Below are 12,339 nucleotides of genomic sequence, written 5' to 3' on the forward strand. Positions count from 1 at the left end.
TGCGAATGACAATCTCACGCGCACCACACAGTACGTATTAGTTGCGATGGAGATAACGAGCCAACCAAGCGGGTCGCTCACCAGCAGAAATTGGGCTATTGGTCAGCGCTTTAGCGGCATCCCCAGGAGAGGTACGATGCTGCCACATTTCTTCTAACATATTCTCATTCAGTGACTGAGCGCCAAGCAGCGCTTCAACTCGCTCAACATACAACTTACGTGCAAGAAGTTCTTTATCCATACCACCACCCAACTACTCTTAATAATAAGAAAATCACGATGCAATCGCTGATAAACCTGTGGATTGCTTAACTATACCCAAACAGCTTGGAGTTGCAGGTAGGCGGCAAGTGAGTAAGTCCCCATGAGCATAGACAAGCTATGTGATTGGGGTGAACGAACGTCGCCAACACCGCTGCAGCTTCAAGTAGGAAGGGGATAAACCGATTGAATCTATTTTGATAATAGATTAATTATAGGTACGCGATTGCTAGCTGCATCACCATTCAGCGACCACCGATTGTTTTTTACAATCAAAAATTCGCGCTACCCCGTTAGGACATTGCGCTAAGTCATCATGTGGCTTCTAGTCGTAACTAGGGGATATTTATTTTTGCATGGAAGTAGTTATTAATGGAAAGAAAAACCTTGCTGACGCATTGCCCTGATGCGCCGGGACTGATCGCTAAGATCACCAATATTTGTTACAAGCATCAACTCAATATCATTCATAACAATGAATTTGTCGACAATCCCAGCAGTCATTTTTTCATGCGTACCGAGTTGGAAGGTTATTTCAACGATACAACGCTGCTGGCTGATCTTGATCACGCACTGCCAGAAGGCGCTAAACGTACTCTGATCGACTCGACACGTAAGCGAGTGGTCATTCTGGTGACCAAAGAAGCGCATTGTCTGGGCGATATTCTGATCAAAAACTACGATGGCAGTTTAGATGTTGAGATTGCCGCAGTGATCGGCAATTACGATAGCTTACAGCGTTTAACCGAGCGCTTTGAGATCCCTTATCACTGCGTGTCCCATGAGGGGTTGTCTCGAGAGCAGCACGAGCAGCAATTATTAGCGGTGATTAACCAATATCAACCGGATTATCTGGTGCTCGCTAAGTACATGCGCGTACTCACCCCTGCTTTTGTGGAACAATTTCACCATAAGATCATCAATATCCACCACAGTTTTTTACCTGCATTCATTGGCGCTAAACCGTATCAGCAAGCTTACCAGCGCGGAGTGAAAATCATTGGTGCTACCGCCCACTTTGTTACCAATGATCTCGATGAAGGACCAATCATTAAGCAAGATGTGATCCCGGTTGACCACACATTCAATGCCCAAGATATGGCGCAAGCTGGGCATGATGTTGAGAAAAATGTGCTGAGCAAAGCACTTAATAAAGTGCTCAACGACCATGTCTTTGTCCACGGTAATAAAACCGTGATCCTGTAATTCGTGATCCGATAATTGTGGGTTACTGGATTGCCGCCAACCATCACCATTGACTTTTGGTGATGGATGGTGAGTTTTACATTAATGAAACAACGAGCAAGGTTACGGTTGTTTGCCCTGATCAGATAACGTAGGATGTGCTGCATTGTGCGAATAGGCATTATACATCTGAAGCTTGGAGTGCTGGGCACTCTATTGGTCTGGAGACACCATGAAATCACTATTTCGTTTTGTTGGTTTGTTGTTAAAAGGGATCTGGAAATCCCTTACCTTTATCAGGCTGGCACTGACTAATCTTTTTTTCCTACTGACCATTGGCATCATTTATTTTATTTATACCCAAGCCGATGCTCCACTACCCAGCCTCAATCAATCCTCCGCTTTAGTGCTCAATCTCTCCGGGCCGATTGTGGAGCAAAATTCACAATTTAAAGCGATGGATTCTTTTGCCGGCAGCGCGTTTGGCGATGAATTACCACGAGAAAACGTGTTATTTGATATTGTTGAAACCCTACGCCATGCGAAAAATGACACCAAAATCACAGGATTAGTGTTGGCACTGGCCGATATGCCAGAAACCAATTTGACCAAACTGCGCTACATCGCCAAAGCGATCAACGAGTTTAAATCGTCCGGCAAACCGGTCTATGCGGTAGGCGATTTTTACAATCAGAGCCAATATTACCTCGCCAGCTATGCCGACAAAATTTACCTCGCGCCAGATGGTGCTGTGCTGCTCAAAGGCTACAGTGCGTACTCGATGTATTACAAAACCTTGCTGGAGAAATTAGAGGTCTCCACGCATGTCTTCCGAGTCGGCACCTACAAATCCGCGATTGAGCCTTTTATCCGCGATGATATGTCCGATGAAGCGCGTGAATCGGCCTCACGTTGGTTAACTCAGCTATGGAGCGCCTATCTCGATGACGTGGCAACCAATCGCCAAATTGAGATCGCAGCGCTAACCCCAAGCATGGATGAGTTTGTTGCACAGTTGAAAGCGGTCGGCGGAGATTTAGCCGCGCTGTCACAACAAGTTGGCTTAGTCGATGAATTGGCAACCCGTCAGCAAATGCGCCAAGCGTTAAGCCAAACTTTTGGCAGTGATGGCAAAGACAGCTATAACGCGATCAGCTACTACGAATACCAAGCGAGCATCAAGCCAACTCAGAATAATGCCGCCAACGATATCGCCGTGGTAGTCGCCAGTGGTGCGATTATGGATGGTTCACAACCGCGTGGCAGCATCGGGGGCGATACCGTAGCCGGATTGCTGCGTGAAGCGCGCAACGACAACAAGATCAAAGCGGTCGTATTACGCGTCGATAGCCCAGGAGGCAGTGCTTTTGCCTCCGAAGTGATCCGCAATGAGATGGAAGCGCTACAAGCCGCAGGCAAACCCGTGGTGGTTTCCATGTCAAGCCTTGCCGCCTCCGGCGGGTACTGGATTTCGATGAGTGCCGATAAAATTGTCGCCCAACCCACCACCCTCACCGGTTCGATTGGCATTTTTAGCGTGATCACCACCTTTGAAAAAGGGCTTAACCAGCTTGGTATCTATACCGATGGAGTAGGTACGACGCCATTTGCAGGACAAGGCTTGACCACAGGTTTAACCCAAGGAGCGAAAGAGGCGATTCAACTGGGTATTGAGCATGGTTATCAACGCTTTATTTCGCTGGTGGCCGAAAAGCGTGGACTGAGCATCCAAGCCGTGGATGAGATTGCTCAAGGCCGAGTGTGGACCGCACAAGATGCGCTAAATCTCGGCTTGATCGATCAATTGGGCGATTTTGACGATGCGGTGCGCCTCGCCGCCGATCTGGCCGAGCTTGAGCAATACAACCTGTATTGGGTGGAAGAGCCATTAAGCCCTATCCAACAATTTTTACAAGACCTGCTTGGTCAAGTACGGATTAATGTCGGTTTGGATATTGCCGCTCTGTGGCCTAAATCACTGCAACCTTTACTCGGTGAGTGGCAACAACAAACCCACTTACTTAATCAACTGAATGATCCTAAAGGGCAGTATGCGTTCTGCTTGCCCTGCCAAGTTGAATAGTCTATTCGGTCACATCCCTTGATCTAGCGAGGCGCTTTACTTGAAGCGCCTCTTTTTATTGCAAGAGTTTTCGCTATAATCGCCGCACTGTTCCCTACACTAAGTGATTTCTCGCAATGGCCAGAAAACATATTTATATCGCCTATACTGGCGGCACCATTGGCATGAAAAAATCCGACCACGGCTACGTACCTGTAGCAGGATTTATGGAAAAACAGCTCGCTGGGATGCCGGAATTTCACCGCCCCGAAATGCCGCTGTTTACTATCCATGAATATGATCCGTTAATCGATTCTTCGGACATGACCCCGACCGATTGGCAAATCATCGCCGACGATATTGCCGCCAACTACGACGACTATGATGGTTTTGTGATCCTGCACGGTACGGATACCATGGCTTACACCGCCTCAGCTCTGTCATTTATGTTTGAAAATTTAGGCAAACCAGTAATTGTAACAGGCTCACAGATCCCCCTCGCAGATCTGCGCTCCGATGGTCAAGCTAACCTACTGAATGCATTGCACATTGCTGCCAACTACCCGATCAATGAAGTCACGCTATTTTTTAACAATCGCCTCATGCGTGGCAACCGTAGCCGTAAATCACACGCCGATGGCTTTAGCGCGTTTAGTTCACCAAACCTGCCACCATTGCTTGAAGCAGGGATCAATATTGAGCTCAGTGCCAATGTCAAAGTGGATGAAAAACCCAGCGGCGCATTTAAAGTCAACGCCATCACGCCACAACCGATTGGAGTGATCACCATGTACCCAGGTATTTCTCATGAGGTGATCCGCAATACTTTGCTCCAACCGGTGAATGCCATGATTCTACTCACCTTTGGCGTAGGTAATGCACCACAAAACCCACAACTGCTGGCTCAGTTGAAAGCCGCTTCAGAGCGTGGGGTATTGGTGGTCAATCTGACCCAGTGTCTCGCTGGCAAAGTGAACATGGGTGGTTATGCCACCGGTTGTGCGCTGGCCGATGCCGAGGTGATCAGCGGTTATGATATGACACCAGAAGCGGCACTGGCCAAACTGCACTATCTGCTCAGCCAAAATTTGTCTTATCAAGAGGTGAAAACTCGGATGCAACAGGTACTGCGTGGTGAGATGACGCTTTAGTTTCGTCAACCATAACCCAATAAATCAGTGTATTTGATCACAGGTCGATATCATGAATTTGACTAAACCGCTACTGCTCGTCGCTAGCCTAACTCTGCTCAATGGCTGTTTCGAGAATCGTAACAATACCGAAAAACTGTGTACTGATAACCCCAACCTGCGCTGTGAACAGCTTAATCTCGGTGATGGACAATGCCGCATTCCGCGCACTGACCTGATTTGGCATCGTTTTGAAATTTTGAAATCGCCAAGCGATGATAAGATCATCAAAGAATATCAATTGGTCAGCACCTATCAACAATGCCTTGAGCTCGCTTCGCAGATCCAAGTAATTGACCAAGCCAAACTCAAACAGAATCGCTTTAATGCGTTGATCAATGCGACCCAAGATCAAGAGCGGATTGTCGCCAAACTCAGACAATCCAATTCGCCCGCAGCACTCTATTTTTTATGGAGTCAAATTGGTGATAACCATGCTCGCCGGGCATTTTTGCAGCTCGAAGGCCAACCCGCACTCGAAACCGCCGAAATGCAATACGCACTGGCTACATTTTATTCCGATCGCGACAAAGCCAAAACGGTGCAACTGTTGCATCGATCGCTGGAACTGGGTAATGGCAAGCCACGTAATGTGGAAATCTTGCAAGCGTTAGCCAGTAATTATCATGCATTACATAATCCAAAACAGGCCTATGTGTGGGCGATGGTGAGCAAAGAGTTTGGAGTCGCGGTTGCCTCAGCGGCAGAAATGAAACGGCTCTACCCGTTTAATCCACAGCAATTTGCTGAACTGGATCGCATCGCTAACACCATCACCAAAGCGCTGCGTAATGGCAGCTACAAACAATCGCTCATTGCCGAGCTGTGAATTGTCGGAAAAAACCAACATCAGCGGTGCTAAACTCACCGCTTTATTCACTTTTTGTTGAAAATTAACGACACCGAATTAACACAAAAGCGTAACCCCGTCGTATTCGGGCCATCTTCAAACACATGACCAAGGTGGCTATCACAGGCAGCACAGCGGATTTCGGTGCGTACCATAGCGTGAGTAAGATCCTCTAAATAACGAACCGCTTGTGGATTGAGCGGTGCATCAAAACTCGGCCAGCCACAACCTGAATCGTACTTATTTTCCGAACTGAACAGTGCGGTCTGACAACAAGTACAGTGGTAAAAACCGGTTTCTTTATTGTGCAGTAAAATTCCGGAAAATGGCGCTTCTGTTCCCTGCTGACGGCAGATATGGTACTGCTGCTCGGTTAACTGCTCACGCCAGTATTCATCAGGCTTGCACTGATTTTCTGATGTAAATTTCACGCTGTTGATTTCCTTATTATTTATCGTTTAGATCACCATTTTTTGGTGAAATAACTTGCCTAAGACAAGCAATGTAGCACATACTTTTTACACTTTTTAAGTACAATTTTGTTATGTGTGTGAACGGAGATATCGCCACACGCAACACCAATTGGTAGGCATAACCCGCAGGTCTAAGTTTAAAAGTTCATCAGTTGCAAACAATTGTGAAAAAAAGCCGCGCTTTTTTTTGACTTTGAACAAGTTAAGCCCGATTATCTGTTGCAGCTTTTAACTGGATTCTGTAATTTTACTACCAGTTATCTTTAATCAGAAATTAAGTTGTGGAGCAACTATAATGACTATCAAAGTTGGTATTAACGGTTTTGGCCGTATCGGTCGTTTCGTTTTTCGTGCAGCGCAAGAGCGCAATGACATCGAAGTTGTAGGTATTAACGACCTGATCGACGTAGATTACATGGCGTACATGCTGAAATATGACTCAACTCACGGCCGTTTCAACGGTACTGTTGAAGTTAAAGACGGTAACCTGATCGTTAACGGTAAAACTGTACGTGTAACTGCTGAACGTAACCCAGAAGATCTGAAATGGGATGCAATCGGTGTTGACGTAGTAGCTGAAGCAACTGGTCTATTCCTAGACGACGCAACAGCTCGTAAACACATCACCGCTGGTGCGAAGAAAGTTGTTCTGACTGGTCCTTCAAAAGACAAGACTCCAATGTTCGTAATGGGCGTTAACCACGCTTCTTACGCTGGTCAAGATATCGTTTCTAACGCTTCTTGTACTACTAACTGTCTAGCTCCTATCGCTAAAGTACTGAACGACAACTTCGGTATCGTATCAGGCCTTATGACTACAGTTCACGCAACAACTGCAACTCAAAAAACTGTTGACGGTCCTTCAGCGAAAGACTGGCGCGGTGGTCGTGGTGCTTCTCAAAACATCATCCCATCTTCAACTGGCGCAGCGAAAGCAGTAGGCGTTGTTCTTCCAGAACTGAACGGCAAACTGACTGGTATGGCTTTCCGCGTACCAACTGCCAACGTTTCTGTAGTTGACCTAACCGTTAACCTTAAGAACGGTGCATCTTACGAAGCTATCTGTGCAGCAATGAAAGCAGCTTCTGAAGGCGAACTGAAAGGCGTTCTAGGCTACACTGAAGATGCAGTAGTATCTCAAGACTTCATCGGTGAAGTTCAAACTTCTGTATTCGATGCTAAAGCGGGTATCGCGCTAACTGATAACTTCGTTAAAGTTGTATCTTGGTACGACAACGAAATCGGTTACTCAAACAAAGTTCTTGACCTGATCGCACACATCTCTAAGTAATGTGGTGATTAGCGAAGAAATTCGTTAGACAAAAAGGCGACTCTCGGGTCGCCTTTTTGGTATCTGGGATTTGGTCATTCAATATTGAAACCTCTTGATCTTATACCCCAACAACTTTGAGTTGCAGTTAGGCGGCAAGTGAGTAAGTCCCCATGAGCATAGGTAAACTATGTGATTGGAGTGAGCGAATACCGCTGCAGCTTCAAGTAGGAAGGCGATATCAATCTCAGATCCGGCTGAAATGCAGATTTAAGGAAATTAAGATGGATTTACATGCTTTGAATACCGTTGCGGTACTCTCTGATTGCGTTACGATTGCAGAACTAGACCAAATAAAAATTGTGCGGATTATGCACGATAAAGCCAGTGCGGCGATTTCGTTACACGGTGGACAGGTGATTTCCTTCCAACCTCAAGGCCAAACGGATCTGCTGTGGATGAGCCCACAAGCAATTTTTGATGGCAAAACTGCGCTACGCGGCGGTATCCCAATTTGTTGGCCTTGGTTTGGCCGGATTGCAGCCCCTGCCCATGGTTTTGCCCGCAGTCAAGAGTGGCAACTGATCGAACATAGAGAAAATGAACAAGGTGTGATAGTAATGCTCGGATTACCGGTGACTAGTGAAAGCTTGACACTGTGGCCTTACCAATTTGAGCTGCGTCTACAAGTTGAGATCGGAGCAAGCCTCAAAGTAACACTGCATATTACCAATACCGATCACCAAGCGTGGACGTTTTCAGGCGCTCTGCACTCCTACCTTCAAGTGGGTGATATTCAACAAACCGAGACCACGGGTATTGGCCCAACTTACATGGATAGCCTGCAAAATAACCTGATTTGTTCTAGCCATGCGCCACTGACTCTCTCTGATGCGATAGATCGCGTTTATACCCAACCTGAAGCACTAGTCACTATTCAAGACTTGCACCTGAATCGCAAGGTGATGATCGAAAACCAAGGCCACAATAGTGCCGTGGTGTGGAATCCTTGGTTGCAAGGTGCGCAAGCAATGTCCGATATGAATGATGAAGGATATCGACATTTCTTATGTGTCGAATCAACCCTACACGCCCCCTCATTAACCGCTGGTAAAACTTTACAACCGGGGCAAAGCCATCAATTAATCACGCACATTTCAGCACAATAAAAACTCGCCTAACGCCTAAAAAGCAGTGCAATTAACGCTATTGTAAACGAACTGAACCTTCCAAAGCGCATGCACTGCTTTTCTTTCAAGCAGTTACCTTTTTCGGTTGTAGCCCTACACGTTAATTTACGTTTTCAACATAGCGCTTAGCATAGCTCAAGATATAATTAGTGATTATGTACCGCATCATTTGGAAATCTAATGAAACCCCTCTATACCTACCTTAGTGTGCTGCCTTTATTCTCTCTATCACTAACCGCCCAAGCCTCTTCCGATAGAAATCAGCCAGGCTGGGACTTCACATTGAGTCTTAATAGCTTTTACGCACGCACTCAATCACAGATGAATACCAATGATGATAATGCGCTCACCCCCAATTTACAGCAATCGGGACACACCACATCTGAAGTGCGATTCATGCCTTTAGGTAATGTGCAATACACCTTTACCAATCGAAAAACTCAGCTTTTCGCAGGTCAAAGCTCCGATCAGGTGATTGAAGGGCAACTGCAAGCTGAACTCGGAATTACGCATAAATTTGATCAACTTGGCCAAATCACCTTGGCATATTTTCCTACCCTGCCAGGAGTTAATGAAACCTGGCGTGATCCTTATCTAACACAAGCGGCGAGATCGACCACCGATATCACCGCCCAAGGTGGGCGTATCGCCTATACCGCACCTTTTGCACTACCGCTCACGCTGCGCTACGCCTATTTAGATTACCAAGTGGATAAAGAGCAAAGTGCTAGCGAAGAGAAATGGAACGCGATAGACAGAGGAGTACTCAATCGCAACAGTATCTACCAACAAATGTCAGCTGAAGTATCGCTACCAATCAGTCGTGCTTGGTCTTTAGTCCCGCAGATCAGTTATACCAAACGCGATGCCGAGGGAGATGCATTTAATTTTAATGCACTAGATTACCAACTCAGTCTCAATCATTTTTTCGGCCAGCAAGCATTATTTATGACTCTCAGCTATGGCCAAGAAGACTATCAGACCGAACACCCGATTTTTTCCGCAACACGCGATGCTCAACGCTGGAGTGCATTTGCACTGTACGCTTATCGCGCGCCATTTGGCTGGAAAAACGTATCACTGAACGCCATGGCTGGCATCCGCGAAACCAATGACGTGATCAACTTTTTTGATCAAAAATCCACTTTCCTCTCAACCGGGATCGCCTTTAACTTCTAACCCGTAAACCGACTATCTGAGGCCGTTATTTGATTACGTGCCTCAGATCAACCGATCAGTAAAGATTGATCCGAGCTAAAACCGCCACGTCACTTTTTATTTGATGCCACTATCGCTAAACTTAGCCGTCAATTTCGTTGTTTGAGACCACCATGACCTTTTTATGCCCCCTTTGCGAGCACCCACTTGTGCTAGATCACAACGCCTATTCTTGTGTTAATCGCCATCAGTTTGATGTCGCGAAAGAGGGCTATGTCAACTTGATGCCCGTCCAGCACAAACGCTCCAAAGATCCCGGCGATAACCAAGAGATGACGCAAGCTCGTCGACGCTTTTTACAAACCGGCCACTACGCGCCAATGCGTGAAAAAGTCGCGCAGCTGTGCCAAAAATACCTCACCGGCCATCAACAAACCCTGCTGGATATTGGTTGTGGCGAAGGCTACTACACCGATTTTTTTGCTAATGTAGTGCGCCAACAAGATGATTTGGCGCAGACGGTGGGTTTGGATATCTCTAAAGTCGCGATCCGTTACGCGGCAAAACGCTACCCAGATTGCCAATTTACAGTCGCCTCTAGCCACCGCCTGCCATTTGCGGATCAAAGCCTTGCTGCTGTGATCCGCATCTATGCCCCTTGCAAAGAGAGTGAATTACAGCGCTGTGTACAACAAGGTGGCGTGGTGATCACCGTCACTCCTGCCGCACGTCATCTCTACCAATTTAAACAAGGCATTTATGACCAAGTACGCTTGCATCCAGAGCAAGCAGAAACCCTAGATGGGTTTGAACTGGTTGAAGAATGCCAGCTGCACTACCTAATGACACTCAATGGCTCAGAAGCGGCCGATCTTTTGCAAATGACCCCTTTCGCATGGCGAGCCAGTGAGACATTTAAACAGCAAGTCGGTAACAGCGAAGCTTTTATGTGTGAAGCGGATTTTATGCTGCGAGTTTACTTACGGAAATAATTGATAATAGCTCTCATTGATTGCATAAGTTTTAGACCTTCCGTACATAAGCTTGATCGTGCGCTATCTTACTCATCAAGCTGCAGCCATCCAAGCGCTGAAAAATCGCAATACTGATCTCATCTGCCAATAATACTCAGCGCTATCACTACAAGTCTAAGAATAGGCACAGCATTTGCTTGCCTATTTTTATCGGTAACGAACAAAAAGCGCACAAGTTTTTTCGATTGCCGCCGATACATTATCTGAGTGATGAGTTAGGAGAGAGAAATGAACCCAGTAGGCGCAGGAACCGTACAAACACGGCCATCCCACCCCAATCTAATTTCTCAGGCCCCAATTAAGCCAGACTCGACAACGACACCATTATCAGTCGAATCGAACAGAGTGACTTTATCAGAAGAAGGTCGAGCCTTGTTGGCGGCATTGCAGGAGCTTGAACAAGGCAGTACCGTTTCCACCAGTAAAGATAAGACGGTAGGAGATAAGGTGGAATCTTTCACCTATGGGGCATTAGGTATGGATCACCCAGATAACATGAGAAAAGTCGAGGATTCCTCCTACTCCGCAGGGCAATATCTTTCCGCAGCGGCAACCATAGGTGGTATTGTACTCGCCTTATTATGACCGATCACAGCTCAGCTGTGGTTGTGATAACACTATGATGGTAATTCATCGCAGTTTACACAAGGCTCAGATGAGAGCCTTGCGTCTAGAACAAGATCAAAATATTAAGCCAACACTTCTCTCAGCCGCTCTTGCACCACTTGTACCAGCAAATCAGGTTGGAATTTAGAAATAAAACGGTTACAACCCACTTTCTGCACCATCGCTTCATTAAAGCTGCCACTGAGCGAAGTATTCAGTGTGATATAAAGATCTTGCATGCGCGGATCATTGCGCACTTCATTGGTAAGCTTATAGCCATCCATGCCTGGCATTTCGGCATCGGTGATCATCAACAGTAACTCTTGATAAATATTCTTACCTTGGTCGCACCAGGTTTGCAAAAGATGCAGCGCTTCCAAACCGTCACGACATTCGATGATGTTCAAACCAAGCTGTGAAAGGGTATCTTTTACTTGATTGCGTGCGGTTGAAGAGTCGTCAACGATTAACACCGTACGTCCCACCATATTATCGAGCAAAGCATGATCCAACACTTGTGCCGAGATCGAGGCATCGTAATGCACAATTTCAGCCAGCACTTTCTCAACATCAATAATCTCGACGATTTGATTGTGCTCTTTAATATGGGTTATCGCGGTCAAATAATTAGCTTTACCGGCCGATTTGGGCGGTGGTTGGATTTCAGTCCACGCGGTATTAATAATGTTGCGCACCTGCCCAACCAGAAAACCCTGCACACTACGGTTATATTCGGTAATGATCAGGTTTTGTTCCGCCGCAGGATCTCGAGAGGGGGGAAAACCAATCGCTGAACGTAAATCGATCACCGGTACCGGCTCACCACGTAATGAGGCAACTCCGGTGATGTGTGGGTGCGATCCAGGCATGCGAGTCAAACGTGGAACTTTGATGACTTCTTTCACTTTAAACACGTTGATCGCAAAGATTTGACGACTATTGAGGCTAAACAGTAACAGCTCCAATCGATTTTCACCGACCAGATTCGTACGTTGATCGACCGTGTTCAAAATGCTTGACATACAAAATTCCGTTCAATAAAGAGTTCGCTAACAGTATA

At 46.4% G+C, this 12,339-nt stretch carries 12 protein-coding genes; 9 read left to right on the forward strand and 3 right to left on the reverse strand.

The window, feature by feature from the left end; genetic code table 11:
* Positions 1 to 37 precede the first annotated feature (37 nt).
* Entirely contained in the window at positions 38 to 241 is a 204-nt protein-coding gene (locus G7083_RS01570; protein WP_166013265.1) for a hypothetical protein, read from the reverse strand.
* Between the two features lie 392 nt (positions 242 to 633).
* Between G7083_RS01570 and purU the strand changes: the two genes are divergently transcribed.
* From purU to G7083_RS01590, 4 genes are all read left to right on the forward strand, one after another.
* The gene (purU, locus tag G7083_RS01575) at positions 634 to 1,467 is read left to right on the forward strand and encodes a formyltetrahydrofolate deformylase (RefSeq protein WP_166013266.1); all 834 of its coding nucleotides are present in this window, start codon (positions 634 to 636) and stop codon (positions 1,465 to 1,467) included.
* A gap of 211 nt (positions 1,468 to 1,678) precedes the next feature.
* On the forward strand, positions 1,679 to 3,529 hold the full coding sequence (sppA, locus tag G7083_RS01580) for a signal peptide peptidase SppA (protein WP_166013267.1): 1,851 nt from the start codon (positions 1,679 to 1,681) through the stop codon (positions 3,527 to 3,529).
* Positions 3,530 to 3,645: 116 nt separating this feature from the next.
* Positions 3,646 to 4,659 carry an asparaginase gene (gene ansA / locus G7083_RS01585; protein ID WP_166013268.1) on the forward strand — a complete coding sequence of 338 codons (1,014 nt, stop codon included), beginning with the start codon at positions 3,646 to 3,648 and terminating at the stop codon, positions 4,657 to 4,659.
* 52 nt (positions 4,660 to 4,711) lie between these two features.
* Positions 4,712 to 5,527 carry a DUF2989 domain-containing protein gene (locus tag G7083_RS01590; protein WP_166013269.1) on the forward strand — a complete coding sequence of 272 codons (816 nt, stop codon included), beginning with the start codon at positions 4,712 to 4,714 and terminating at the stop codon, positions 5,525 to 5,527.
* Between the two features lie 47 nt (positions 5,528 to 5,574).
* On the opposite strand, the gene msrB is transcribed toward G7083_RS01590, so the two are convergent.
* Positions 5,575 to 5,979 carry a peptide-methionine (R)-S-oxide reductase MsrB gene (gene msrB / locus G7083_RS01595; protein ID WP_166013270.1) on the reverse strand — a complete coding sequence of 135 codons (405 nt, stop codon included), beginning with the start codon at positions 5,977 to 5,979 and terminating at the stop codon, positions 5,575 to 5,577.
* A gap of 337 nt (positions 5,980 to 6,316) precedes the next feature.
* On the opposite strand from msrB, the gene gap reads away from it, so the two are divergent.
* From gap to G7083_RS01620, 5 genes are all read left to right on the forward strand, one after another.
* Entirely contained in the window at positions 6,317 to 7,312 is a 996-nt protein-coding gene (gap, locus tag G7083_RS01600) for a type I glyceraldehyde-3-phosphate dehydrogenase (protein ID WP_166013271.1), read from the forward strand.
* Positions 7,313 to 7,575: 263 nt separating this feature from the next.
* Positions 7,576 to 8,460, forward strand: a complete 885-nt coding sequence (locus G7083_RS01605; RefSeq protein ID WP_166013272.1) for a D-hexose-6-phosphate mutarotase — start codon at positions 7,576 to 7,578, stop codon at positions 8,458 to 8,460.
* Positions 8,461 to 8,661: 201 nt separating this feature from the next.
* Entirely contained in the window at positions 8,662 to 9,660 is a 999-nt protein-coding gene (locus G7083_RS01610) for a DUF2860 domain-containing protein (protein ID WP_166013273.1), read from the forward strand.
* 152 nt (positions 9,661 to 9,812) lie between these two features.
* Positions 9,813 to 10,631: a 23S rRNA (guanine(745)-N(1))-methyltransferase gene (gene rlmA, locus G7083_RS01615; protein WP_166013274.1), complete on the forward strand. Its 819-nt coding sequence runs from the start codon at positions 9,813 to 9,815 to the stop codon at positions 10,629 to 10,631.
* A gap of 270 nt (positions 10,632 to 10,901) precedes the next feature.
* The gene (locus G7083_RS01620; RefSeq protein WP_166013275.1) at positions 10,902 to 11,258 is read left to right on the forward strand and encodes a hypothetical protein; all 357 of its coding nucleotides are present in this window, start codon (positions 10,902 to 10,904) and stop codon (positions 11,256 to 11,258) included.
* Between the two features lie 104 nt (positions 11,259 to 11,362).
* On the opposite strand, the gene G7083_RS01625 is transcribed toward G7083_RS01620, so the two are convergent.
* Positions 11,363 to 12,301 (reverse strand): chemotaxis protein CheV, encoded by a 939-nt coding sequence (locus G7083_RS01625; protein WP_166013276.1) that lies wholly within the window; start codon positions 12,299 to 12,301, stop codon positions 11,363 to 11,365.
* Positions 12,302 to 12,339: the final 38 nt, after the last annotated feature.

This window comes from Vibrio sp. HDW18 (assembly GCF_011306175.1).
Lineage (GTDB): Bacteria > Pseudomonadota > Gammaproteobacteria > Enterobacterales > Vibrionaceae > Vibrio > Vibrio chanodichtyis.